Annotated in this window: 19 protein-coding genes and 1 riboswitch; of the genes, 12 read left to right on the plus strand and 7 right to left on the minus strand. The window is 69.9% G+C overall.

Annotation, left to right across the window (positions count from 1 at the left end; translation table 11 throughout):
- Positions 1-9 precede the first annotated feature (9 nt).
- Both ccrA and AB5J49_RS35270 read left to right on the plus strand, forming a co-directional pair.
- Complete coding sequence (gene ccrA, locus AB5J49_RS35265) at positions 10-1,377, plus strand: crotonyl-CoA carboxylase/reductase (protein WP_369172902.1); 1,368 nt, start codon at positions 10-12, stop codon at positions 1,375-1,377.
- Between the two features lie 250 nt (positions 1,378-1,627).
- Positions 1,628-3,529 (plus strand): helix-turn-helix domain-containing protein, encoded by a 1,902-nt coding sequence (locus tag AB5J49_RS35270; RefSeq protein ID WP_369172903.1) that lies wholly within the window; start codon positions 1,628-1,630, stop codon positions 3,527-3,529.
- Positions 3,530-3,533: 4 nt separating this feature from the next.
- Here AB5J49_RS35270 and AB5J49_RS35275 read toward each other — a convergent pair whose 3' ends face one another.
- Positions 3,534-4,784, minus strand: a complete 1,251-nt coding sequence (locus AB5J49_RS35275) for an IS701 family transposase (protein WP_369172904.1) — start codon at positions 4,782-4,784, stop codon at positions 3,534-3,536.
- A gap of 426 nt (positions 4,785-5,210) precedes the next feature.
- Here AB5J49_RS35275 and AB5J49_RS35280 point away from each other — a divergent pair, with 426 nt between their 5' ends.
- The gene (locus tag AB5J49_RS35280; protein ID WP_369172905.1) at positions 5,211-6,212 is read left to right on the plus strand and encodes an NAD-dependent epimerase/dehydratase family protein; all 1,002 of its coding nucleotides are present in this window, start codon (positions 5,211-5,213) and stop codon (positions 6,210-6,212) included.
- A 55-nt stretch (positions 6,213-6,267) separates the two neighbouring features.
- The gene (locus AB5J49_RS35285) at positions 6,268-7,281 is read left to right on the plus strand and encodes an aldo/keto reductase (protein WP_369172906.1); all 1,014 of its coding nucleotides are present in this window, start codon (positions 6,268-6,270) and stop codon (positions 7,279-7,281) included.
- A 64-nt stretch (positions 7,282-7,345) separates the two neighbouring features.
- On the opposite strand, the gene AB5J49_RS35290 is transcribed toward AB5J49_RS35285, so the two are convergent.
- Positions 7,346-8,578 carry a class I SAM-dependent methyltransferase gene (locus AB5J49_RS35290; protein WP_369172907.1) on the minus strand — a complete coding sequence of 411 codons (1,233 nt, stop codon included), beginning with the start codon at positions 8,576-8,578 and terminating at the stop codon, positions 7,346-7,348.
- 181 nt (positions 8,579-8,759) lie between these two features.
- Between AB5J49_RS35290 and AB5J49_RS35295 the strand changes: the two genes are divergently transcribed.
- Genes AB5J49_RS35295 through AB5J49_RS35305 form a run of 3 tightly spaced genes read left to right on the plus strand, consistent with a single transcriptional unit; the run spans position 8,760 to position 11,716 of the window.
- The gene (locus AB5J49_RS35295) at positions 8,760-9,974 is read left to right on the plus strand and encodes a macrolide family glycosyltransferase (protein WP_369172908.1); all 1,215 of its coding nucleotides are present in this window, start codon (positions 8,760-8,762) and stop codon (positions 9,972-9,974) included.
- A 49-nt stretch (positions 9,975-10,023) separates the two neighbouring features.
- Positions 10,024-10,626, plus strand: a complete 603-nt coding sequence (locus tag AB5J49_RS35300) for a dTDP-4-dehydrorhamnose 3,5-epimerase family protein (protein WP_369172909.1) — start codon at positions 10,024-10,026, stop codon at positions 10,624-10,626.
- 10 nt (positions 10,627-10,636) lie between these two features.
- The gene (locus AB5J49_RS35305) at positions 10,637-11,716 is read left to right on the plus strand and encodes a transaldolase family protein (protein WP_369172910.1); all 1,080 of its coding nucleotides are present in this window, start codon (positions 10,637-10,639) and stop codon (positions 11,714-11,716) included.
- Between the two features lie 6 nt (positions 11,717-11,722).
- Here AB5J49_RS35305 and AB5J49_RS35310 read toward each other — a convergent pair whose 3' ends face one another.
- The 3 genes from AB5J49_RS35310 to AB5J49_RS35320 form a co-directional block, all read right to left on the minus strand.
- The gene (locus AB5J49_RS35310; RefSeq protein WP_369172911.1) at positions 11,723-13,420 is read right to left on the minus strand and encodes a TlrC/CarA/OleB/SrmB family ABC-F type ribosomal protection protein; all 1,698 of its coding nucleotides are present in this window, start codon (positions 13,418-13,420) and stop codon (positions 11,723-11,725) included.
- A gap of 526 nt (positions 13,421-13,946) precedes the next feature.
- Entirely contained in the window at positions 13,947-14,183 is a 237-nt protein-coding gene (locus tag AB5J49_RS35315; protein WP_107119957.1) for a hypothetical protein, read from the minus strand.
- 101 nt (positions 14,184-14,284) lie between these two features.
- Complete coding sequence (locus AB5J49_RS35320) at positions 14,285-14,836, minus strand: DUF6082 family protein (protein WP_369172912.1); 552 nt, start codon at positions 14,834-14,836, stop codon at positions 14,285-14,287.
- 322 nt (positions 14,837-15,158) lie between these two features.
- On the opposite strand from AB5J49_RS35320, the gene AB5J49_RS35325 reads away from it, so the two are divergent.
- Positions 15,159-16,214 (plus strand): GTP-binding protein, encoded by a 1,056-nt coding sequence (locus AB5J49_RS35325; RefSeq protein WP_369172913.1) that lies wholly within the window; start codon positions 15,159-15,161, stop codon positions 16,212-16,214.
- On the opposite strand, the gene AB5J49_RS35330 is transcribed toward AB5J49_RS35325, so the two are convergent.
- Complete coding sequence (locus AB5J49_RS35330) at positions 16,211-18,667, minus strand: DNA topoisomerase (ATP-hydrolyzing) subunit A (protein ID WP_369172914.1); 2,457 nt, start codon at positions 18,665-18,667, stop codon at positions 16,211-16,213. The genes AB5J49_RS35325 and AB5J49_RS35330 overlap by 4 nt on opposite strands.
- A gap of 478 nt (positions 18,668-19,145) precedes the next feature.
- On the opposite strand from AB5J49_RS35330, the gene AB5J49_RS35335 reads away from it, so the two are divergent.
- The 4 genes from AB5J49_RS35335 to AB5J49_RS35350 all read left to right on the plus strand — a co-directional run bounded on the left by AB5J49_RS35335 (position 19,146) and on the right by AB5J49_RS35350 (position 23,973).
- Positions 19,146-20,504, plus strand: a complete 1,359-nt coding sequence (locus AB5J49_RS35335) for a M16 family metallopeptidase (RefSeq protein ID WP_369172915.1) — start codon at positions 19,146-19,148, stop codon at positions 20,502-20,504.
- A complete protein-coding gene (locus AB5J49_RS35340; RefSeq protein WP_369172916.1) occupies positions 20,501-21,889 on the plus strand; it encodes a M16 family metallopeptidase in 1,389 nt (462 codons plus the stop codon). The genes AB5J49_RS35335 and AB5J49_RS35340 overlap by 4 nt, the downstream gene beginning before the upstream one ends.
- A 234-nt stretch (positions 21,890-22,123) precedes the next feature.
- Positions 22,124-22,286: riboswitch (cyclic di-AMP (ydaO/yuaA leader) on the plus strand.
- Positions 22,287-22,299: 13 nt separating this feature from the next.
- A complete protein-coding gene (locus AB5J49_RS35345; RefSeq protein ID WP_369172917.1) occupies positions 22,300-23,085 on the plus strand; it encodes a M23 family metallopeptidase in 786 nt (261 codons plus the stop codon).
- A gap of 192 nt (positions 23,086-23,277) precedes the next feature.
- Positions 23,278-23,973 (plus strand): GntR family transcriptional regulator, encoded by a 696-nt coding sequence (locus AB5J49_RS35350; RefSeq protein WP_369172918.1) that lies wholly within the window; start codon positions 23,278-23,280, stop codon positions 23,971-23,973.
- Positions 23,974-24,141: 168 nt separating this feature from the next.
- Here the strand turns inward: AB5J49_RS35350 and AB5J49_RS35355 are convergent, their stop codons facing one another.
- Positions 24,142-24,423 carry an HPr family phosphocarrier protein gene (locus AB5J49_RS35355; protein WP_126395589.1) on the minus strand — a complete coding sequence of 94 codons (282 nt, stop codon included), beginning with the start codon at positions 24,421-24,423 and terminating at the stop codon, positions 24,142-24,144.
- Between the last annotated feature and the right edge of the window lie 150 nt (positions 24,424-24,573).

Genomic DNA, 24,573 nt, shown 5'->3' on the forward strand with positions numbered 1-24,573 from the left:
GGGGACCTGGTGCGGCACATTCTCGATGCGATCCACTCGCTCACCTCGTCGGGCGGTTCGGCTTCGGCCGTCTCCGCCGACTTCGCCGCGCTCGCGCTGCCCGAGTCGTACCGGGCCGTGACACTCCGGAAGGAGGAGACGGAGATGTTCGCGGGGATGGCGAGCGCCGACAAGGATCCCCGCAAGTCGATCCACCTGGACGAGGTTCCGGTGCCGGAACTCGGGCCGGGCGAGGCCCTGGTGGCCGTCATGGCCTCCTCGGTCAACTACAACTCGGTGTGGTCGTCGATCTTCGAGCCGCTGTCGACGTTCGGGTTCCTGGAGCGCTACGGCAAGCTCAGCGAGCTCACCAAGCGCCATGACCTGCCGTACCACGTCATCGGCTCCGACCTCGCGGGCGTCGTCCTGCGCACCGGCCCGGGCGTCAACGCCTGGAAGCCCGGTGACGAGGTCGTCGCGCACTGTCTGTCCGTCGAGATGGAGTCCTCGGACGGCCACAACGACACGATGCTCGACCCCGAGCAGCGCATCTGGGGCTTCGAGACCAACTTCGGCGGCCTCGCCGAGATCGCGCTGGTCAAGTCCAACCAGCTCATGCCCAAGCCGGGCCACCTCAGCTGGGAGGAGGCCGCGGCCCCCGGCCTGGTCAACTCGACCGCCTACCGCCAGCTGGTCTCCCGCAACGGCGCCGGCATGAAGCAGGGCGACAACGTCCTGATCTGGGGCGCGAGCGGCGGACTCGGCTCCTACGCCACGCAGTTCGCGCTGGCCGGCGGCGCCAACCCGATCTGCGTCGTCTCCAGTGACCAGAAGGCGGACATCTGCCGCTCGATGGGCGCCGAGGCGATCATCGACCGCAGCGCCGAGGGCTACAAGTTCTGGAAGGACGAGCGGACCCAGGACCCCAAGGAGTGGAAGCGCTTCGGCAAGCGCATCCGCGAATTCACCGGCGGCGAGGACATCGACATCGTCTTCGAGCACCCCGGCCGTGAGACCTTCGGCGCCTCCGTCTTCGTCACCCGCAAGGGCGGCACGATCACCACCTGCGCCTCGACCTCGGGCTACATGCACGAGTACGACAACCGCTACCTGTGGATGTCGCTGAAGCGGATCATCGGCTCGCACTTCGCCAACTACCGCGAGGCCTGGGAGGCCAACCGGCTCATCGCGAAGGGCAAGATCCACCCGACGCTGTCGAAGGTCTACTCCCTGGAGGACACCGGCCAGGCCGCCTACGACGTGCACCGCAACCTCCACCAGGGCAAGGTCGGCGTCCTCTGCCTGGCCCCCGAGGAAGGCCTCGGCGTTCGCGATCATAAGATGCGTGCCAAGTACATCGACGCCATCAACCGCTTTCGGCAGGCAGAACTGCCTTGACGATGGAGCAGGGTGATCATTTAATCGTAGCTGTAGGAAACCTTGTAAAGGCCTTTACCATTGCTGTGCGTCCGGAGATCATTTTCGATCGGCGGCGCGGCAGTGAGCGGAGGGCACGGATGACCCCGACCAGTCATCGCCCGACGACCGTTCCCCTCCGCACATAAGGCGTGGGCCCCGGGATCTCCGATCCCGGCACAGATGACCAGGAACGCGGGGGACGCCTATGGGAGAAGAGCGCTTAGAAGGCATGACGGAGGCGCTGCGCTTCCTGGAATTCCTCACGGCGGACGCGTCGGCATGGCGGTACGAAGAGCTGGTGCAGCAGGCGAGCGCCGCGGGCGCCGACTCCGAGACCGTCGAACACCTTGCCCGTGCCAAGCGCCTCGCACTGCAGATCGAGGACCGCATCAGCCGTGGGAGACGGCGGGAAGCCGAGCTGACGGGGCTCATCGATGTCATGCGGGAGCTGACCCGTTCTCCCCACCCGGCGGCGGCGCTCGATCAGATCGTCCGGCGCACCCGGCTGTTGATGCGCAGCGACCTGGCCTGTATCGCACTGCTGGACCAGCCCGGCGGAGACGCCGTGATCAGCGCCGTGGACGGTGCCGTCACCGCACAGTTCCTCGGTATGCGGGTGCCGGTCATGCGGGGGATCGGCGGGGCCGTCGTCAAACACCAGGGGCCGCTCTGGGCGGTCGACTACCTCACCGAGGAGCGCATCACCCACGACCCGGTCGTCGACCACACGGTGCAGGCCGAAGGGCTGCGTGCCGTGCTGTCGGTGCCGTTGTACGCGGACAACGAGCAACTGGGCGTCCTCTATGTGGCGGACCGCAGCGCGCACGAGTTCCTGCCGGACGATGTGGCTCTGCTGCAGTCACTCGCCGACATAGCGGCCGTCGCGGTCAAGTCGGGCCGGATGCACACGCGGCTGAACGAGTCCGACCGCGACCAGCGGCCCGGCGGCAGGCCCGCACCTCCCGACGAGCCGCGATCGGCCCGCACCCAGCGACGCCTTCTGCAACTCGCCTTCGAGGGCGCCGACTTGGACGAGGTGCTCCACCAGTGCACCCGTGAGCTGGGGGGTGCGCTCGCGGTCTACGACCGGTACGGCGTCATCGTCGGTGCGTCCGGACACGTGAGCCGGCCCCACGAGGCGGAACTGGAACGGGCGTACGTCGACGTCCAGACGTCCGGGCGGCCGGTCGCCCTCACCGGCGGCACGTGGATGGCGACGCTGACGGCCCGCTCCGATCCCGGCTGGCTCCTGTACCGCCCGGATGAGACGGGGCATCCCGGCCCTCCGGAGCTGCTCCTCCCGGTGGCCAACGTGATCAGTATGGTGATGGCACTGCGGCGCTCCGCCCCCGCCGACCACCGGTGGAGGGACGACCTGCTGGAGGACCTGATCGGCGTCGACCACCCGGCGGAGGTCGCGGTCGCCCGCGCCCGCCGGCTTCAGGTGATGCTGGACCGCCCTCACGTCGTGGTCATCGCCCGCCCCGACGGCCCGGTCGCCGAGCAGGCCATGGCCTGGGTCACCGCCTGGACGGAACGCCGGAGGGGCCTGAAGATGACCCGGGAGGACTGCATCGTGCTGCTGCTGCCCGGGGACGATCCGGCGGCCATGGCGCATGAGGTGTCGGCCAGGTTCAATGCCGCGCTCGAGATCCCGGTGACGGTGGGCGCCGCCGGCCCCGCGGACGGGCCCGAGAGCATCCGGCGCTTCTATCAGGAGGCGATGCGATGCGTGGAGGCTCTCATCGCGATGGGCGGCGGGGGGCGGGCGGCCTGTGCGCGGGACCTGGGCTTCCTCGGCCTGCTGTTCGCCGAGGACTACGACGTCACCGAATTCGTCAACAAGACCATCGGCCCGGTGATCGAGTACGACACCCAGCGCTTCACCGTCCTCCTCGACACACTCGAGGCGTACTTCCAGGCGGCATGCAGTCCCACCCGTGCGGCCGAGCTGCTGTACGTCCACCCGAACACCGTCTCGCGCCGCCTGGAACGCATCACCCAGCTGCTGGGCCGTGACTGGCAGGAACCGGACCAGGCCCTGGAGTTGCAGCTGGCGCTGCGACTGCACCGGACGCGTCACACGTCACAGGCGCCGGACGCCGCTCCCTACGCGCCCCGGGATCGGTGATCGGTCATCCGGACCGTTCGAGGTCGGCGTGTTCGCGGTCCTCCCGCACCAGCACCCGCACGGCGTGCGCCAGGGAGACCATCGTCATGTGGCGGTGCCAGCCGTGGTAGGAACGCCCCTCGAAGTCCTGGGCCCCGACGTCGAGACAGATGCGCGTGAAGTCGGTGTCGGTCCGACGGGTGAGCTTGCTCAGGCGCAACAGGGTGCCGCGGCCCGCGCGCGTCATGTTGGTGAGCCACAGCTCCGCCACCCGGCGTCGGTTCGGGTGCCATTGCCCCATCAGCAGCAGCTCCGCTCCGCCGGACCGCCGCGGATCAACGGCGGACATGCCGTGCGGACGGGGCCGACGGGGAACGGTGATCCCGGGCCACAGCACCGGCAGCACGGCGGCAAGGCCGGTACGCAGGACATGGGGCATGGCCGGGTCGACCCATTCGACGGGCCGTTGCTGTGATCTGGCGAGCGTGGCGAGGTGCTCCGCGGGCGCCGTGAGCACCCGGCGCTGTCCGCCGGACAGATCCGGGGCCAGCAGCGGGGTGTTGCCGCTCACGCGCAGCAGGAAGGGCAGGTCGGCGGCGGTGAACGCCTCGATGAGCGGGGCCGGCGGCACATCCCGCGCGTCGATCACCACGGGCCGTGGGGTGAGTCCCCAGGAAGCGGCCTCCAGGACCACGGAGATGGCCGTGTCGTCACCGAAACCGGACCAGGTGCCGCCCGACGTCTCCGGTACGCCGTCGCGCGCACCGCGTGCCAGGTCCTGGGACCGGCCCTCGCCCACGGACAGCTGCCAGTTCACGGGAGCCGCGGCGCTCTGGCCGGCGAGCCACAGCCCGTGGCTGTGCTGACTGGTCACCGCCTGTCCCAGCTGGCGGATGAAACGCCGCTGGACCCCCACCGAATGCACGCCGCTCTTCGGGGTCACCATGGGCTGCACCACCCAGGCGTGCGGCGTCAGGGCGCGTTCCAACCGCCGGGCGAGCGAGGTACGTACCTCGGACCAGTCCCAGGTGGAGACGCTGATGAAGTGGTGGAGGCTCTGCGCGGCGGCGGGCTCGCGGGTGCTGGTGGCGAGGTTCCGCATCGTCTTGCGGCCCTGCGCGGTCAGCAGGCCCCGCACATACAGCTGTCCCTTGTGCCGCTGGTCGCGGCGGCGCAGTGAGGCCAGTACCGAGTCGCACATCTCCTGGGTGAGGTGCGACTCGAAGGAGAGGGCCGGATCATGGTGTGTCATCGGGGCGGTGGTCAGGGTCCCCATGAAACTCCTCGGAGATAAGGGGTGCACAGCGCTCGAAGGACGGGCTCGTCGTGCCCTCAGCCTTGTCGGCCGGTCCGCGCTGTCCCAGGTCCGCAGGTGACCCACTTCGCCGACGGTGGTGGTTGCCCGTTCACCGCGAGGGCGTGCGGCGCCCCCAGAGTGAACGGACAGGGGTGGCCCGGGCACCGCGGCAGATTCCGTTTGTCCCGTCCGGCCCGGTGTGAACGGTGCTCCGGCAACCGTGCCGTCGTGGTGCGGGACGCGACCGGGGGCCTCGCGACCGCCGACGGGCGCACGAGGTGTGGCGACATGACAAACCTTCGCCAATTCGCCTCCGCGGACGGTGAATTGGCACGTCAACCCTCGTCCGGGCGATCACCCCTCTGATACGTTCGGCTCACGAGGGATGAGCGAATGAGGAGGCATGTGAAGCTCGCTGCCGAGTTGCTCAACCAGTCGAAAAACACCCCTAAACCGCTGGTCGTCGTGCTCGGTGCGTCCGGGTTCGTGGGTTCCGCCGTCGTCGAACGACTGGCCGCCCTGCCGGTGACGGTTCGCGCGGTGGCCAGGGGCGTCAGTCCCGCCCCCGCCGAGGCCGTCGCGGACATCGAGGGATGTCAGGTGGACCTCGCCCGGCCCGGCGTGCTCGCCGGCGTCGTCGAGGGAGCCGATGCCGTCATCCACCTCGCCGCGCAGGTGGACGGCGACCGGTCCTGGCGCGCGGCCGACGAACGGTCCGAGCGGGTGAACGTCGGCCTGATGAGCGACCTCGTCGAGGCGTTCGAGGCCCGTAACACCCCCGCGCCCGCCGTGGTCTTCGCCAGCACGGCTCAGGCCGGCTCGTCCGGGGGCCACCCCCGCGCCGCCTACGCACGGCAGAAGATCGCCGCCGAGGAACTGCTGCGCGAGGGCAGCGCACGGGGCACGGTGCGGGGTGTCGTGCTGCGGCTGTCGACCGTCTACGGCCGCTCCCCGCTCTCCGGTTCACCCGGGCGAGGCGTGCTCGCGGCGATGACCCGGCGTGCCCTCGCCGGTGATCCGCTCACCATGTGGCACGACGGGTCCGTCGAACGTGACTTCCTCCATGTGCGGGACGCGGCCCACGCCTTCGTCACGGCGCTGGACCACCTGCCGCGACTCCAGGGCGGCGACTGGTCCGTGGGCAGCGGCCACCGGGCCCGCCTCGACGAGGTGTTCCGCTCCCTCGCGGCCACCGTCGCCGAACGGACGGGACGGCCGCCCGTCCCGGTCCTCTCCGTGGAGCCGCCCGACTTCGCCGAAGCGGGCGACTTCCACACTCCGCAATGCGACCCCGCGGCCTTCAGCGCGGTGACGGGATGGTCCCCCGCCGTGCCCCTGCCCGAGGGACTGGAAGAGCTGGTGGCCGCCGTGGTGGCCGCGGAAGCGAGCACATCGCGCGACCGGTGACGGGGGCACCGGCTCTGCGAGCCCTGATGGCCGAGTTGAAGGGAAGTGGCCGAGCGTGAGCGAGGATCGGAAGCGGACACCGTACACACGGCTCGGACGCAGCGCGACTCTGGTGAGCCGGCTCTGGCTGGGCACGGTGAACTTCAGCGGACGGGTCGAGGACGCCGACGCCTCGCGGCTGCTGAGCGAAGCGCTCGGCCGCGGCATCAACTGCATCGACATGGCCGACATCTACGGCTGGCGCGTCCACAAGGGCCACACCGAGGAACTCGTGGGCCGCTGGCTGTCGAAGAGCGGTGTCCGACGCGAGGACGTCCTTCTCGCGACCAAGGTCGGCGAGGACATGAGCGACGGCGTCAATGACGGAGGCCTGTCGGCCCGGCACATCGTCGCGGCCTGCGAGCAGTCGCTGCGCCGCCTCGACGTGGACCACATCGACCTTTACCAGATGCACAGGCTGGACCGGGCCGCGCCCTGGGACGAGATCTGGCAGGCCATGGATCGCCTCGTGACCAGCGGAAAGGTCTGCTATGTCGGATCGTCCAACTTCGCGGGCTGGAACATCGCCGCCGCCCAGGAGACCGCCATGCGCCGCCACTCCATGGGGCTGGTGTCCGAGCAGAGCATCTACAACCTGGCGGTCCGCCGGGCCGATGCGGAGCTGATACCCGCCGCCCAGGCCTACGGAGTGGGGGTGTTCGCCTGGTCACCCCTGCACGGCGGTCTGCTGAGCGGGGCACTGCGCAAGCTGGCGCAGGGCACGGCCGTCAAGTCGGCCCAGGGCCGGGCGCAGGAGCTGTTGCCCACGCTGCGGGCCAACATCGAGGCGTACGAGAGGTTCTGCGACCGCATCGGGGAGAAGCCCGCGGAGGTCGGCCTGTCCTGGGTGCTGTCCCGGCCCGGGATCAGTGGCGCGGTGATCGGGCCGCGCACCGTCGAGCAGCTGGACTCGGCACTGCGCGCCCTCGACCTGGTCCTCGGCGACGCCGAACTGGCCGAGCTGGACGCTCTCTTCCCCGTCCCGGGCGACGTCGCGCTGCCACCGGGGGCCGGGACCGGGGCCGGGTAAGCCCGGTGGGTGCATTGGCAGCCCGGTGGGTGCATCGGCCGGCCTGCGCCGACCGATGCCGCCGTCACACGACGCTGAGCGCCGGCAGCGGGAAGACCAGCTTGCCGCCGTCGGCGAGGAACCGCTGTTCCCGCTCGATGAAGCCGTCCCGATAGATCCACGGCAGGACCAGCAGCTGGTCCGGCTTGCGCTGCTTGGCCTCTTCCTCGGACACGATGGGGATCTTCGTGCCGGGTGTGAAACGGCCGGCCTTCTCCGGGCTGACCTCGCCGATGCAGGGCAGGTCCCGCTCGGTCAGCCCGCAGTACTGCAGGATCACGTTTCCCTTGGTGGAGGCGCCGTACCCGAGGGTCACCCGCCCCGACTCCCGCGACCGCGCGAGGAACTCGAGCAGGGCTTCCCGCTGCCTGTCCACGCGACGGGTGAACGCCTCGAACGGAGCGGTCGTGTCGAGGCCGGCATCCCTCTCCGCCGCGCGGATCCGCGCCAGTGCGGCCTCGTCCCGGGGGTACCGTCCAGGGCTCTTGGCCAGGGTGACGCACAGGCTGCCGCCGTAGACGTCGGTCAGCTCAGCCCTGATCACGCTCAGGCCGACCCGCTCCGCCATCCACTCGATCTGCCTCAGGGCGTAGTACTCGAGATGCTCGTGGCACACGATGTCGTACGCGTCGGCGGCCAGCATGGAGGGCATATAGCTCTGCTCCATGACCCAGATACCGTCTTCGGCGAGAATGTCGTGGACGTCCCGCATGAAGCGCAGCGGATCAGGTAGGTCGTAGAACATCGCGATGGAGGTGACGACTTTCGCCCGTTCCGTGCCGAAACGGTTCTCGAATGTCTCGCGTGAGAAGTAGTCGACGATCAGTTCCGCATTTTCCGGATACCGGTCCAGGAACTTTCCACCGGTCGGGTCGATGCCGACCAGTCGGGGGCCGTCCTCGGGATAGCCTCGCAACAGGGTGGCGTCATTGCTGCCGATGTCCACGACCAGGTCCTTCGGGCCCAGTTCGACCAGTTCCCGGATGGCCGCCACCTTGCTGTGGAGATGATTGACCATGAAGGGCCGGATGCCCGAGCGGTAGCCGTACCCGTCGCCGTACATGAGCTCGGGATCCGGAGTGTGGCGCAACTGGACCAGCCCGCACCCCGCGGGAGAACAGACGACCAGTTCCAGCGGGACCGCGGGAACGACCTGGTCGCGGCTGGTCGGGAACACCCCGGTCAACGCCTGTTCCCCGAGGTCCAGCACCGGTACTAGCTCGCGGTTGCCGCAGATGCGGCACGCAGTGGTGATCATTACCGGATCCTCCCGCCGCGCGGGCGGGTGACCAATGGATCGACCGGCACTTTGTCACATCGCGGGGAAACAGGCATGGCCCGGACGGACCCGCCGGAAACTGCACTATGTCACCTCGGTATTGCCTCGGCCGGACAGCTCTCCTAATCTGTGGCGCCGTACTCCCGCAGAAGGGTTCCGCGTGGCTCACATCGCATTCTTCATCCTCCCTGTTCCCGGACATGTGAATCCGACACTGGGAGTGGCCGAGGAACTCGTGGCGCGCGGTCACCGGGTGACCTACGCACTTCCCGAGGACATTGCGGAGCGCGCCCTTGATATCGGCGCCGCGGTCGTCACCTATCCCCTGGACAAGGAGCGGTTCCGTACCCATATGGTGCCGCAGCAGAATTCCGACGAGTACACCGACAAGGGCGAGATACTCCGGGTGTTGGAATGGCTCCTCGACATGACCGGCCGCACCCTGGCGCCACTGGAGGGGCATTTCTCGGACGATCGTCCCGATGTGATCGTGAACGACCCGTCGTCGTTCTGGACCGGGCGCATCCTCGCGGATCGCTGGGACATCCCCGCCATCCGCAGCACCCCCACCTACGCCGCCAACGAGCACTGGTCGATGCAACCCGGCGCGGAGGCGGCCGGCCCTCCCGATGATCCCGGCCTGCACGAACTCGTCAGCGGTATCGACCGGTTGCTGCGCGACCAGGGCCTCGAGGGCGACGCGAACACCTTCGTCGGGCGCGTCCACAGCGGACCCGCCCTGCTCTACATGCCCCGTCACTTCCAGTTCGCCGGGGAGACCTTCGACGATCAGCACCACTTCGTCGGGCCCTGCGCGCCCCGGACCCCCATCCACGGCACCTGGAAACCGCCGCTCGACGGCAGGCCGCTGGTCATGGTGAGCCTGGGTACCCTGTACAACCAGCGCCCCGAGTTCTTCCGCGCCTGCGTCGAGGCCTTCCGGGACGAGCCCTGGAACGTCCTCCTGGTCCTCGGTGGCGGCCTGGCTCCCGAGGAGCTCGGCCCTTTGCCCGACCACGTAGAAGTACGGGACTTCGTACCGCTCGCCGACGTGTTCCCGCACACGAGCCTGCTGGTGAACCACGGTGGGATGAGCACGGCCATGGAGGCCTTCTCGCACGGCGTCCCCGTGGTGGCCGTGCCGGTGATGACCGAGCCGAGGGCCACCGCGCTCCGGATCACCGAACTCGGCCTGGGCGCCCAGCTGCTCGACCAGGACGTGACGGCGGCGAACCTGCGCGACACCGCGCTCAGGGTGCTCACCGACGAAGGGATCCGGGACCGGCTGCGCCAGATGCGCACGCTGATCCACGCGGCCGGCGGCGCCGCGGCCGCGGCCACCGTCATCGAAGAGCTGCTGCCGGCCCACAGCTGAACCTCTCCGTCCGCGCGCCGAGCGCCCATCCTCTCGACAGTGGAAACGCATGCTCATCACGGAAACAGCCGTCCGCGATGCCTACCGCATCCAGCCGGAACCCATCCCCGACCAACGGGGCCGGTTCTACGAGGCACTGCGTCATGAGTCGCTGCGAGCGGCCACCGGGCACGCCTTCGAGGTGCGGCAGGTCAACTTCACCGTCTCCCACCGGAACGTGCTGCGCGGCATCCACGGCACCACACTGCCGCCCGGCCAGGGCAAGATCGTCACCTGTGTGCGGGGCGCCGCGCTCACCATGGTCGTCGACATCCGGGTGGGCTCACCGACCTTCGGCCACCATGACGTCGTCCGGCAGGACCCGCACTCCGCGACCGCCGTGTACCTGCCCGACGGAATGGGACTGGCCTACGTCGCGCTCGCCGACGACACCTGCATGAACTACCTGTGCACACAGGAGTACGTCCACGGCACCATCATCGACGTCGACGCCCTGGACCCCGCCCTGGGCCTTCCCTGGAACCTGTCCGAACCCCCGATCCGGTCCGCCCGGGACGCGGCCGCCCCGTCCCTCGCCGAGGCCGTCGGCCTACTTCCCACCTACGAGGACTGCCTGCGTGCGTACCACGCCGATCCCTCCGTCAACGACTGATCGCGCCGACGTGCAGGCGCGAACCCGGCAGGCGGTCAAGCTGTCGGCGGAGGGTGTCTGTCTGCGCCTGGAGGGCGTGACCCGCGAGTCGCAACGCACCGGCCGACTCGCCCAGTTGCTCAAGGAGCTCGGCGCGTGTGGCCTCGCGGCCCAGCCCGCCGCGGTCTCCGAGGTCCTCCACAGCAGCGACGCCTACCGTGCGCACCTGGCCGACCTCGCGTCCCGTCGGGTGTCGATCGGCGAGGCGGTGCACAGCCTGTTGTGTGAGGACGCGCGCACCGCCTGCGACACGCTGCTGCCCTACTTCAGGAGCGGCGGGCTGTGCGCCTGCGTCTTCATACCGCTGGACCCGTACGCCGACGGCCGCAGGGCGGTCGCGGAGGCCGCGGCGATGCGCTGGACGGTGGACCGGCCCAACGCGGTGGTCTCCGTGCACCTGGCCTTCGGCGCGGTGGCGCTGGTCGGTGATCTGCTGGCGCGGGGCATCAGCGTCGACGTCTGCTCGCTGTTCTCGCTCGAGCAGTTCGACCTGCTCTTCGAGGAGTTCCTCACCGGACTGGAGCGGGCCCGCGCCGCCGGCTGTGATCTGTCCGGGATCCACTTCGCCGCCTCCGTCCCGCTGCGGCTGCTGGACGAGTCGATCGCCGCCCGGCTCGGCCTGGTGGCGCGGTGCGAGGACTGGGCGGTGGCGATCGCCCGGCTGCTGCACCACCGCCGCGAGCAGCTGATGGACGGCGCCCGCTGGCGGTCCCTGGTGCGCGCGGGCGCCCGCCCCCTGTACTTCGTCTGGTCCTCCCGTGAGGCGCCGGTGCGCGAAGCGGTCCATTACATGGAGGAGCTGGTGGCCTGGAACAGCGCCTTCTCGGCCGGGCTCAGCACCCTGCACGCCGTGTGCAGCCGGGCCGAGCTGCGGGGCGACACCGTCAGCGGTACGGAGACGCACGCGCGGCAGGTGCTGTCCACCCTGCACCATCACGGGGTGGACCTGCATGCTCTCGGCCGCGAGCTGCAGCAGGCTCAGCTCAAGGCCGCACGCGTGGAGTGGACCGAGCTGTGCGGGGCCGTCGAGGCCGTCCTCAGGCAGGTCTGACCGGCATCACGGAGCCCCCGCCGCACCGCCGTCCAACGGTCCCGGGCACCTCGTCGCGAAGGCGGCGACCCGCCCGCCACGCAGCGTCAACCAGGATCCCGCGAACCGGCGCCGCATCCGCCGGTCGTGCGTGACGACGACCACGGCGCCCTGATAGCCCGTCAGTGACTGCTCCAGCTCCTCGACGAGGACGGGCGACAGATGGTTGGTGGGCTCGTCCAGCAGCAAAAGGTCCACCGGGCTGCTCACCAGTCGGGCGAGTTCGATCCTGCGGCGCTGCCCGTACGACAGCTCTCCCAGCCGTCGCCGCAGATCGTCGGGGCTGAACAGCCCGAGGGACAGCAGCGTCTCGAGGTGGTCGTCGGGATGCCCGCCCCGCCCTTGGCCAAAGGCCTGCAGCACGGTGAGGCCGGGCGGCCACGGCGTAGGTTCCTGCCGCAGGTGGCTGACCCGGCCGGACACCGCGACCGAGCCCTCGTCGGGCGCAAGCTCCCCGGCCAGTACTCGCAGGAGGGTGGTCTTGCCCGCCCCGTTGGGTCCGGTGACCAACAGCCGCTCACCGGGCCGAATGCTCAGCGAACCGACCCGCAGGCGGCTGCCGACCAGCACACCGTCGAGGCGGGCCACCGTTTCCTTCTCCGTCCCCTGGTCCGCGGTGGCGATGCCGGCGGTGAAGGCGAGCGGATCGGCGGGGCGGGCAACGGCGCTCTCGGTCAGGCGGGTCACCCGCTCCTTGGCGTTGCGGATCCGGGACGCCGCGCCGTGCGTGCGTCCCCGGGCCCGGAACTGGCCGGCTCCGAAGCCGGCGCGGGGGAGTTTGCGCGGGATGGCGTCCATCCGCCCCGCATGCCTGGTCACCAACTGCTCGTTGCGCTCCAGCTCCTCACGCCACTGTTCGTACGCGCGCAGCCGTCGGCGTCGTTCCGCCGCCTTCGCGGACAGGTAGCCGTCGTAGCCGTCCCCGTAGCGGGTGACCCGTCCGGAGTCGACCTCCAGGATGGTGGTGGTGAGCTGCTCCAGGAACACCCGGTCATGGGTGACCGCGACGACGGTGCCCGGGTGTCGGCTCAGATGGTCCTCGAGCCAGCTCACGGCATGCTCGTCGAGGTCGTTGGTCGGCTCGTCCAGCAGCAGCAGTTCGGGCGCCGACGCCAGCGTCCCGGCCAGTGCCAGACGCGAGCGCTCACCCCCGGAGAGGGTCGCCAGCGGCCGGCTCCGCTCCAGCCCCGGCAGACCGAGGTGGTGCAGCATGACGTCCACCCGGGAGTCGGCCTCGTACCCGTCGCGGGCCTCGTAGCGCTCGACCAGTTCGGCGTATCCGTCGAGCAGCCGGGCCAGTTCCTGGTCCGGCCGTGCTTGGTCGGCGTGGGCGGCCAGTTCGGCCTCGGCCTTGCGTAAGAGCGTCTCCATCTCCCGGAGTTCGGCCAGCGCGAGGTCGACGGCGTCCTGGACGACGACATCCTGCGGCAGGTCGAGGGACTGCGGCAGATACCCCACTCCACCGGGGGCGGTCACGGTCACCGTCCCGTTGTCGGCGGTGTCCCGCCCGGCCATCAGCCTGAGAAGGGTGGATTTGCCCGATCCGTTGTCGCCGACGATGCCGACCTTCTCGCCGGGCTTGAAGGTGCAGTCGACGCGGTCGAGTACGAGGCGGTCCTGGTAGCGCTTGGTGATGTCATGCAGAGCGAACTGGGCGGAAAGCACGCGGGTGTCCTCCTGATCACAGCAGATACGGGGATACCGTCTCCGCGCACACCACACCTGCCAGGGACGCCTTGCGAAAAACGCCGGAACGGGCGAGAACACCGGTCCAGGTCACGGCGGAGGTGCGCGGAACGTGCGACGGCGGAGCGGAACTCGACACCGTCACACGTGCTGTGGATCTATCACAGAGAACCCATGAGTTGATCTTATCACGCACGCACGCACGGGACCGTGGCAGGCGGCTGACCGGCTCCAGGCACCCCACTCGAAGATCATCAGCCGACGGCGCGGTATGGGGGGAGGGGAGCCGGGGGCGCCGGTGAAGGTGCCGACGGCCGCGTGGCGCAGGCCCGGACATACGTGTGGCCTGGTGCCGTTCTGGCGCCAGGCCTCATCGGGTGGAGATCGAGCAGTGACGGGGTGCCGGCTGCTCGCCGGGTCGGTTGCCCGGCTCGCTCAACGGTTGCGCGCGGCCGGGGAGCGTGACGGTACGGGTCTGGGGTGGACGCGTGCTCGTGCGGTGGTCTCAGGCGTCGGGGATGTCTGCCTTGGCGCGGATGAGAGTCTCCCGGCTGACGATGACGATGCGCTCGTAGTCGGCGCGGGCGGCATCGGCGGGCAGTTCCGGGTCAAGCGCCTCGGTGGCCTCGGTGCCGATGACGGCGAAGTTGCCGTCGCTGAGTTCGAACACGTCCGGGCAGGTAGCTCCTGAGTTACTGCCACGGGCGCTTGGAGGCACACCGATGCGGCGCACGATCTTCAAAGGTACGGGTCCTTACGAACAAAGGGCTGGGCATTGTACGGGGGAGCACGTTACTGGTGTTTCTGATTCCCCCGTGACCGGATGGCGAAAATGTCACCCAGTCAGTCGGTCGGCGGATCACCCACGACCCACCACTCGTCCGTGTCGGCTTCGTCGAGGTCCCTGACGAGACCGTCGACCATGTGCCCCAGCTGGGCTTCTTCGGATGCCTCGTTCAGGGAGCCGCGCATGTGCTGCGACGCCTCCCAGTACTCACGGAAGATCGGGCTCTGGAAGAACTCCCGCAGATGCCGGTACAGCTCCTCCCGGTCCAGGATTCCGGCCCGGTAGAGGTGGAACAGGTGGACGTACCAGGCGTTGGCGTAGAAGAACTGGCGGCGCCGCTCGGCCGGGATGCTCTTGTCGTAGGTGTCGATCACCGCGGCGAGGGAGGGATCGTCGATCGCCCGGGCCAGGAGCTCCCACTGCATGCGCTGCTGATGCGCCAAGGCCTTGCGGCGGATCGCCAACTCCTCGAGTTCCAGCTGCCTCTCTTGCAGACGTACTTCCTCCGACCGCCGTTGTCGCGCTGCCATCACCGCGCTCGCGGTGGCAGCGAGGAGAGTCAGCGCGGCGGAGGCCAGCCTCCCCGCAGAGTATTTCCGTGTGGCCATGTCAACTACCCCCGATCAGGCGGCCGTCCGCCGGTCGTCGGGGTGCGGGTCGACTGGAGGGGACCGGCGAGCGGTGGGCGGCGCTTGCCGTCTCCCAGAGTGCCGAGCGGCTCTGATCGGCGGGGAGGCGGAGAGGAGGCGCACGGAGGGAAGCGAGGGTCGCACACTCCGGCACCATGCCCAACGTCTGCCCGGCAAGTGCTGCTAACAATCGTTCACTTCGCGGTGTTTCTTCCGGCTCGTATCCTGGGTCGGCATTCAATCCTCGTACGTGCGCCGCCCCGCGAGCCGGTGCACCCGTCGGCGTGAGAGAGGTCGCACGTTGCGTCAGCCGAGCCCCGGTCCGCACCAGATCCCGGTCGTCGTACTCGCCGGATTCCTCGGTTCCGGCAAGACGACTCTGCTCAACCACCTCCTCCATCGCAGCCAAGGCACCCGCATCGGCGCCCTCGTCAACGACTTCGGCGCCATCGAGATCGATGCCATGGCCGTCGCCGGCGCGCTCGGCGACTCCACCGTCTCCCTCGGCAACGGCTGCCTGTGCTGCGCGGTCGACGCCAGTGAGCTGGACGTCTACCTGGAGCGGCTCGCCCGGCCGTCCACCGGCATCGACGTCATCGTCATCGAGGCCAGCGGACTCGCCGAGCCCCAGGAGCTCGTGCGCATGGTGCTCGCCAGCGAACATCCGGGCATCGTGTACGGCGGGCTCGTCGAGGTCGTCGACGCCGCCGAGTTCGACGACACCCGCGCGAAGCACCCCGAGATCGACCGGCACCTCGCCCTCGCCGACCTCGTCGTGGTCAACAAGCTCGACCGGGCGGCGGACGGGGAGCGCGTCCTCGGCCTGGTCCGCGACCTCACCGACCGCGCCGCCGTCGTCCCCGCCACCTACGGCCGTATCGACCCCGAGTTCCTCTTCGACTGCAGGCCCAGCGAGGAGCGCATCGGACAGCTGTCCTTCGACGACCTGCACGAGCACGACGAGGATCACAGCGACCACCTGCACGCCGGCTACGACAGCATGTCCTTCGTCTGCGAAGTCCCCCTCGACCCACGCCAGTTGATGAGGTTCCTGGACAGCAGGCCGGAGGGCCTGTACCGGATCAAGGGATATGTCGACTTCGGCCCGTACGACGCCGCGAACCGCTACGCCGTGCACGCCGTCGGACGGTTCCTGCGCTTCTACCCGGAGCCGTGGGCTGCCGGGGACGCGCGTCTGACCCAGCTCGTCCTCATCGGCTCCGCCATCGATACCGCCTCCCTGGCCAAGGAACTCGAGTCGTGCAAGAGCGACGCCCCACACGCCGACGAGCACGGCATGTGGGGCGTTCTGCGCTACGTACAGGACCCGGAGGAAGAGGACTTCCAGGAGGCCTAGACCGGACCGGCCACCACCGCCACCGTCTTCGGCAGCGACACGCCGGAGCCGTCGCGGCGCGGGTCCATCTCCGGGAGGTCGGCCGGAGTGCCGTTCTTCTGCGCGGCCCGTGCCGGGGCGACGCCCGCCCAGGCCACGGACAGGCAGTCCTCGCCCTTCAGGAACCGCTGGCAGCGGACGCCGCCGGTGGCGCGACCCTTGCGGGGGTACTGGTCGAACGGGGTCAGCTTGGCCGTCGTCTGCACCGAGTCGTCCAGCGTGCCGCGCGAGCCCGCGACCGTGAAGACGACCGCGTCGGCCGCCGGGTCCACCGCCGTGAAGGAGATGACCTTCGCGCCCTCCGTGAGCTTGATGCCGGCCATACCGCCGGCGGCGCGGCCCTGCGGGCGGACCTGCGAGGCCTGGTAGCGCAGCAGCTGTGCGTCGTCCGTGATGAAGACCAGGTCCTCCTCCCCGGTGCGCAGCTCGACCGCGCCGACGATCCGGTCGCCCTCCTTGAGGGTGATGACCTCCAGCTCGTCCTTGTTGGTCGGGTAGTCGGGCACCACACGCTTGACGACGCCCTGTTCCGTGCCGATCGCCAGGCCGGGGGAGGACTCGTCGAGCGTGGTCAGACAGATCAGGGTCTCGTCGCCTTCCAGCGAGACGAACTCCGACAGCGGCGCGCCGCCCGCGAGGTTCGGCCGCGCCGCCGTCTCCGGCAGCTGCGGCAGGTCGATGACGTTGATGCGCAGCAGACGGCCCGTGGACGTCACCGCGCCCACCTCGCCGCGGGCCGTGGCCGGCACCGCCGAGATGATTACGTCGTGCTTGGAGCGCTTCGCGTCGCCGTCCTCCGCGAAGGGGTCGCCGTTCGCCGTACGGGCCAGCAGCCCCGTCGAGGACAGCAGCACCCGGCACGGGTCGTCCGCCACCTGGAGCGATACCGCCGAGACCGTGGTGCCCGCCGACTCCAGCAGGACCGTACGCCGCTCGGTGCCGAACTTCTTGGCCACCGCGGCCAGTTCGGAGGAGACCAGCTTGCGCAGCTCCGCGTCCGAGTCGAGGATCCGGCTCAGCTCCGCGATCTCCGCGTTCAGCTTGTCCTTCTCCGCCTCCAGCTCGATACGGTCGAACCTGGTGAGGCGGCGCAGCGGGGTGTCCAGGATGTACTGCGTCTGCACCTCGCTCAGCGAGAAGCGCTCCATCAGGCGCTCCTTGGCCTGCGCGGAGTTGTCGCTGGACCGGATCAGCCGGATGACCTCGTCGATGTCCAGCAGCGCCGTCAGCAGGCCCTCGACCAGGTGCAGTCGATCGCGCTTCTTGCTGCGGCGGAACTCGCTGCGCCGCCGTACGACCTCGAAGCGGTGGTCGAGGTAGACCTCCAGGAGCTCCTTGAGGCCCAGGGTGAGGGGCTGGCCGTCGACCAGCGCGACGTTGTTGATGCCGAAGGACTCCTCCATCGGCGTCAGCTTGTAGAGCTGCTCCAGGACCGCCTCGGGCACGAAGCCGTTCTTGATCTCGATGACCAGGCGCAGGCCGTGCTCGCGGTCGGTGAGGTCCTTGACGTCGGCGATGCCCTGGATCTTCTTCGATCCGACCAGGTCCTTGATCTTGGCGATGACCTTCTCCGGGCCGACCGCGAAGGGCAGCTCGGTGATGACGATGCCCTTGCGGCGCGCCGTCACGGTCTCCACCGACACCGTGGCACGGATCTTGAACGTGCCGCGGCCCGTCTCGTAGGCGTCCCGGATGCCGGAGAGGCCGACGATACGGCCGCCGGTGGGCAGGTCGGGGCCCGGGACGTACTTCATCAGGGCGTCCAGATCCGCGCTCGGGTAGCGGATCAGGTGGCGGGCGGCCGCGATGACCTCGGCGAGGTTGTGCGGCGGCATGTTGGTGGCCATGCCGACCGCGATGCCCGACGAGCCGTTCACCAGGAGGTTCGGGAAGGCGGCGGGCAGCGCCACCGGCTCCCGCTCCTGGCCGTCGTAGTTGGGGGTGAAGTCGACCGTGTCCTCGTCGATGGACTCCGTCATCAGGCTCGCGGGCTCGGCGGCGCGGCACTCGGTGTACCGCATGGCGGCCGGCGGGTCGTCGTTGCCCAGCGAGCCGAAGTTGCCGTGACCGTCGACCAGCGGGACGCGCATCGAGAAGGGCTGGGCCATGCGCACCAGCGCGTCGTAGATCGACGCGTCGCCGTGCGGGTGCAACTTACCCATGACCTCGCCGACGACGCGGGCGCACTTCACATAGCCGCGGTCGGGGCGCAGGCCCATCTCGTTCATCTGGTAGACGATGCGGCGGTGCACCGGCTTGAGGCCGTCGCGGGCGTCCGGCAGGGCGCGCGAGTAGATGACCGAGTACGCGTACTCGAGGAAGGAGCCCTGCATCTCGTCGACGACGTCGATGTCGAGGATCTTCTCCTCGTACGAGTCGTCGGGCGGCGGGGTCTTCGTGCTGCGGCGGGCCATCGCTGCCGGCTCCTCTGGTTCTCGTCGCTCGAGCGTTTGCGGGATCTGACGCGGACCATTGTGGACCGCGCCACTGACAACCACCGACCAGGATCCGATGTTGGGCTCCCGCCCGGCGTCCGAGAAGTGTCGCCGACGCCCGGCTGTGCCTGCGACCGAGGGTCGGGACTGACTGCCAACCGCCCTGGCCGGGGCCACGCTTGCGGGAGGGCAAACGAGCGCGGCGAGACCGTTCACTCGCCGGAGTGATCGGCGGGCACCGTCCGAGGTCGTGAGGCAGCAGGCAGGTGGGAGGGGACGGCGAGCCGTGCCCGCGCGCTGTCCTGTCCGGCGCCCCCGGCTCGCGTTCACCGCCGTACGGACACGGCGTTCTGACCGGGAACTTCGCCGACCCTTCGGACGCTGCATACAGTGGCAGGAGCTGAATACGAACTGCTCGGCACAACGCATTGCACGCGACCGGAAGGACACCTTGCCCATGGGTCACACGGCCACACCGGAGGCACAATCCGGCGGCCTCACCGCGACGGAGCACCGCCTGGCCAACGGCCTGCGCGTGGTGCTCTCCGAGGACCACCTCACGCCGGTCGCCGCGGTCTGTCTCTGGTACGACGTCGGCTCCCGTCACGAGGTCAAGGGCCGTACCGGACTCGCCCACCTCTTCGAGCACCTGATGTTCCAGGGCTCGAGCAGCGTGAAGGGCACGGGCCACTTCGAGCTCGTCCAGGGCGCGGGCGGCTCGCCGAACGGCACCACCAGCTTCGAGCGCACCAACTACTTCGAGACCATGCCCGCCCACCAGCTGGAGCTCGCGCTGTGGCTGGAGGCCGACCGCATGGGCAGCCTGCTGGTGGCGCTCGACCTGGAGGGCCTGGACAACCAGCGGGACGTCGTCAAGAACGAGCGCCGCCAGCGCTACGACAACGTCCCGTACGGCACGGCCTTCGAGAAGCTCACCGCCCTGTCGTACCCGGACGGACACCCCTACCACCACACGCCGATCGGCTCGATGGCCGACCTGGACGCGGCCAGCCTGGAGGACGCCCGCGCGTTCTTCCGCACCTACTACGCGCCCAACAACGCCGTCCTGTCCATCGTCGGCGACATCGACCCGGAGCAGACGCTCGCCTGGGTCGAGAAGTACTTCGGCACCATCCCGGCCCACGACGGCAAGCCCGAGCCGCGCGACGGCTCGCTGCCCGAGATCATCGGCGAGCAGCTGCGCGAGGTCGTCGAGGAGAATGTCCCCGCGCGCGCGATGATGGCCGCCTACCGGCTCCCGAAGGACGGCACGCGCGAGTGCGACGCTGCCGACCTCGCGCTGACCGTCCTCGGCGGCGGCGAGTCCTCCCGCCTCTACAACAGGCTGGTCCGCCGCGACCGTACGGCTGTGGCGGCCGGGTTCGGCCTGCTGCGCCTGGCCGGGGCGCCCTCCCTGGGCTGGCTGGACGTGAAGACCTCCGGCGACGTCGAGGTGCCGGTCATCGAGACGGCCGTGGACGAGGAGCTCGCCCGCTTCGCGGCGGAGGGCCCCACCGCCGAGGAGATGGAGCGCGCGCAGGCCCAGCTGGAGCGCGAATGGCTGGACCGGCTCGGCACCGTCGCGGGCCGCGCCGACGAACTGTGCCGGTACGCCGTCCTGTTCGGCGACCCGCAGCTCGCCTTCACCGCCGTACAGCGTGTCCTCGACGTCACCGCCGAGGAGGTCCAGGCGGTCGCCAAGGCCCGCCTGCGCCCCGACAACCGAGCGGTGCTCGTGTACGAGCCGACCGCAGCCGAGGCCGACGACCTCGAGGCCGCCGAGACCACCGACGAGAACGAGGAGTCGGCGCAGTGACCGAGCTCGCCAGCATGGAGTTCCACCCGCAGCCCCAGGCCGGTGAGGCCCGGCCCTGGGCGTTCCCGGCGCCCGAGCGGGGCAAGCTGGACAACGGCCTGACGGTCCTGCGCTGCCACCGCCCCGGCCAGCAGGTCATCGCCGTCGAGGTGCTCCTGGACACGCCCCTGGACGCCGAGCCGAAGGGCCTGGACGGCATCGCCACGATCATGGCGCGCGCCCTGTCCGAGGGCACCGACAAGCACACCGCCGAGGAGTTCGCCGCCGAGCTGGAGCGCTGCGGCGCCACGCTCGACGCGTACGCCGACCACCCCGGCATCCGCGTCAGCCTCGAAGTGCCGGTCTCCCGTCTGCCCAAGGCGCTCGGTCTGCTCGCCGACGCCCTCAGGGCGCCCGCCTTCGAGGACGCCGAGGTCGAGCGCCTGGTGCGCAACCGGCTCGACGAGATCCCGCACGAGCTGGCCAACCCCTCGCGCCGCGCCGCCAAGGAGCTCTCCAAGCAGCTGTTCCCGGCGACCTCGCGCATGTCCCGCCCGCGCCAGGGCACCGAGGACACGGTCGCGGGCATCGACTCCGCGGGCGTACGCGCCTTCTACGAGCGGCATGTGCGCCCCGCCACCTCCACCGTCGTGGTCGTCGGCGACCTCACCGGCGTCGACCTCGACGACCTGCTCGGCGACAGCCTCGGCGCCTGGACCGGCTCCCCGGCCCAGCCCCGGCCCGTCCCGCCGGTGACCGCGGACGACACCGGGCGCGTCGTCATCGTGGACCGCCCCGGCGCGGTCCAGACGCAGCTGCTGATCGGCCGCATCGGCCCCGACCGGCACGACCGCGTGTGGCCCGCGCAGGTGCTCGGCACCTACTGCCTCGGCGGCACCCTCACCTCCCGCCTGGACAAGGTCCTGCGCGAGGAGAAGGGCTACACCTACGGTGTGCGCGCGTTCGGGCAGGTCCTGCGTTCCGCCCCGGACGGCACGGGTGCGGCCATGCTCGCCATCAGCGGCTCCGTCGACACCCCGAACACCGGTCCGGCTCTGGACGACCTCTGGAAGGTCCTGCGCGGGGTCGCCGGCGAAGGGCTCACCGACGCCGAGCGGGACTTCGCCGTGCAGAACCTCGTCGGGGTGGCGCCGCTGAAGTACGAGACCGCCGCCTCCGTGGCGAACACGCTGGCCGACCAGGTCGAGCAGAACCTGCCCGACGACTACCAGGCGACGCTGTACCAGCGGCTCGCCGCGACCGGCACCGTCGAGGCCACCGCGGCGGCCGTGAGCGCCTTCCCGGTGGACCGGCTGGTGACGATCCTCGTCGGCGACGCGGCCGAGATCCGGGAGCCCGTCGAGGCCCTCGGCATCGGCGAAGTCACCGTCGTGGCAGCCGAGTAGAGACACCCGGCAGCCGAGTAGAGACAGGCACAGCGCCGGCCGGCGGCACGCGCGCACAGGGGCCCTGGTGACGAAAGAGTCACCAGGGCCCCTTTATGCCCGAATTGAGGGAGAGGTTGCCTGTCTGGCCTGTGGGATGCGCTACAAAAGTCGCGATCCGTTTGGGGATTGAAAGTTGTGCCGCTTAGCGTCTTGCGGGCTGTCCGTCAGGCACTGCGCCGCGCCCGCGGCACCGGACAGTCATCGCCGAGTCCCCGTACGGCGCGAGCCAGGGGAGCCGGGGACCCATCGAAGTCCCTGGGGTGAATCGGACGCCCGCGCAGCCGCGAGGGGGTCCGTAGGAGACCTTCCTGCTCCGAACCCGTCAGCTAACCCGGTAGGCGAGAAGGAAGGAAAGGACCAGCCACTACATGGCGTTCACCTGCGCCACCGGGAAGAACCGCCCCGCCGGGAAGCACCGTCGCCCCAGCCGGTTCGAGCGCACCACCGCCCGCGCGGCGGGCGTCGCCGCCCTCACCGCCACCGGCGTCATAGGCACCCTCGCCGCCCCGGCACTCGCCGCCGAACCCGCCGTCGAGCAGACCGGCCTCATACCCGTCGTCACCATCGAGGACTCGATAGCCGACCAGATCGACGCCCAGGCAGCCGCCCAGGAGCAGGCCGCCCAGGAGGCCGCGGCCCTGAAGAAGGCTGCCGAGGAGGCCGCGCGCAAGAAGGCGGCCGAGAAGGCCAAGCAGGAGCGCGAGGCCAAGGAGCGCGCCGCCCGCGAGGCCGAGCGCAAGCGCCTGCTGTCCTACGTGGCCCCGATCTCCGGCTCGTACATCTCCACCGGCTACAAGGCCGGCGGTGCCGTCTGGTCCTCCGGCAGCCACACGGGCGTCGACTTCCACGCCGCCAGCGGCACCTCCGTCCACGCGGTCGGCTCCGGCACCGTCGTGGAGGCCGGCTGGGGCGGGTCGTACGGCAACAACATCGTGATCAAGATGAACGACGGTACTTACACCCAGTACGGCCACCTGTCGTCCATAGGCGTCTCGGTGGGCCAGGCCGTCACCCCCGGCCAGCAGATCGGCCTGTCCGGCGCCACCGGCAACGTCACCGGACCGCACCTGCACTTCGAGGCCCGCACGACGGCAGAGTACGGCTCCGACATGGACCCCGTCGCCTACCTCCGCGCGCACGGCGTGAACGTCTGACGCCTCCACCGCGCCTCCCCTCCCCGAAGCCCCGGCTCCCCGAGCCGGGGTTTTCGGCGTTTCGGGCGACCGGCTGTCCAAAAAATATCCATGGATTCCGACCCGCCATCGGAAATTCCAGCCGGTTGCAATAGAGTCACTGAACACACGTCATTCGTCGACGTTTCACGGGGATTAAAGCGGAGGTCGGTCATGCGTATTCCGGCGCACTCGGTATGCACCGCGATCCGGGACGACATCGTCGCCGGTGTCTACGAGCGCGGCAGCCGGCTCACCGAGGAACTCCTCGCGCGCCGCTACGGCGTCTCCCGCGTCCCCGTGCGGGAGGCCCTGCGCACCTTGGAGGCGGAGGGCTTCGTGGTGACCCGGCGGCACGCGGGCGCGTGCGTCGCCGAACCGACCGAGCAGGAGGCCGCCGACCTGCTGGAGATGCGCACCCTCCTGGAACCGCTCGGCGCCTCCCGGGCCGCCCAGCGGCGCACCGAGGCCCATCTGAAGGTCCTGCGCGGCCTCGTCAGGCTGGGCCAGGAGCGGGCCAGGCGGGGCAACAGCGAGGATCTGCGCTCCCTGGGGGGCTGGTTCCACGAGACGCTGGCCCAGGCCTGCGGCAGCCCCGCTCTGACCTCGATGCTGACCCAGCTGCGCCACAAGATCGCCTGGATGTACGCGGTGGAGTCGCCGGTCGACCCCGTGGAGTCCTGGACCGAGCACGGCGCGATCGTGGACGCGGTGGCGCGCGGCGACAGTGACCGCGCCCGCGCGATCACGGCGCTGCACACCGAGCGCGCGATCTCCGCGCACCGCCTGCGGTTCGGCTCCGGCGGTGACCGCGCGGAGCGTGTGAGGAATTCGCAACATCCCGTAAACATGCCGAGCCTGCGACATTAACACGGGCGCCGTATACAAAGAGGAGATATTTGGCGGCGGGTAATTTCCGCTGCCCTTTTTCAGGTTGTGCGTGAATTCCATGGCCGCCTGCCGAAAAACAGCGAAGCCGCGTCGGCCGGAAAGGCAGACGCGGCTTCACCGTGTGCAGCGGAAGCCCGCTCAGGTCATTCAGACCGTCTCGGGAAGCTCCTCGAGGCCCTCGGAGACCAGCTTCGCCAGACGGTCGAGGGCAGCGTCCGCGCCCTCGGCCTCGGAGGCGAGGACGATCTCCTCGCCACCCTGGGCGCCCAGGCCCAGAACGGCCAGCATGGAGGCCGCGTTGACGGGGTTGCCGTCGGCCTTGGCGATCGTCACCGGGATACCTGCGGCCGTGGCGGCCCGGACGAAGATGGAAGCGGGGCGGGCGTGAAGGCCCTCGGCCCAGCCGACGTTGACGCGGCGCTCAGCCATGTGATGCTGCCCTTCGGTGTTCAGGGTTGTCTAGACCAGTTTCCCACACCCGTGAAGCATGCCGGGAGGGACAAACCGCCCCTCCTCAGGTGGCCGTCGGGTCGCGGCCTCGACCCGACATACGTCCTCCACAGACTGCCTCGCGCCGTT

Origin of the sequence: Streptomyces sp. R28 (assembly GCF_041052385.1) — a bacterium.
Lineage (GTDB): Bacteria > Actinomycetota > Actinomycetes > Streptomycetales > Streptomycetaceae > Streptomyces.

What these genes read in the sequence shown, in the direction of transcription:
- AB5J49_RS35335 (WP_369172915.1), top strand. Translation starts at nt 19,146, where the DNA reads ATGGGTCACACGGCCACACCGGAGGCACAATCCGGCGGCCTCACCGCG.
- AB5J49_RS35350 (WP_369172918.1), top strand. Translation starts at nt 23,278, where the DNA reads ATGCGTATTCCGGCGCACTCGGTATGCACCGCGATCCGGGACGACATC.
- AB5J49_RS35270 (WP_369172903.1), top strand. Translation starts at nt 1,628, where the DNA reads ATGACGGAGGCGCTGCGCTTCCTGGAATTCCTCACGGCGGACGCGTCG.
- AB5J49_RS35345 (WP_369172917.1), top strand. Translation starts at nt 22,300, where the DNA reads ATGGCGTTCACCTGCGCCACCGGGAAGAACCGCCCCGCCGGGAAGCAC.
- AB5J49_RS35275 (WP_369172904.1), bottom strand. Translation starts at nt 4,784, where the DNA reads ATGGGGACCCTGACCACCGCCCCGATGACACACCATGATCCGGCCCTC.
- AB5J49_RS35300 (WP_369172909.1), top strand. Translation starts at nt 10,024, where the DNA reads ATGCTCATCACGGAAACAGCCGTCCGCGATGCCTACCGCATCCAGCCG.
- AB5J49_RS35290 (WP_369172907.1), bottom strand. Translation starts at nt 8,578, where the DNA reads ATGATCACCACTGCGTGCCGCATCTGCGGCAACCGCGAGCTAGTACCG.
- AB5J49_RS35320 (WP_369172912.1), bottom strand. Translation starts at nt 14,836, where the DNA reads ATGGCCACACGGAAATACTCTGCGGGGAGGCTGGCCTCCGCCGCGCTG.
- AB5J49_RS35330 (WP_369172914.1), bottom strand. Translation starts at nt 18,667, where the DNA reads ATGGCCCGCCGCAGCACGAAGACCCCGCCGCCCGACGACTCGTACGAG.
- AB5J49_RS35355 (WP_126395589.1), bottom strand. Translation starts at nt 24,423, where the DNA reads ATGGCTGAGCGCCGCGTCAACGTCGGCTGGGCCGAGGGCCTTCACGCC.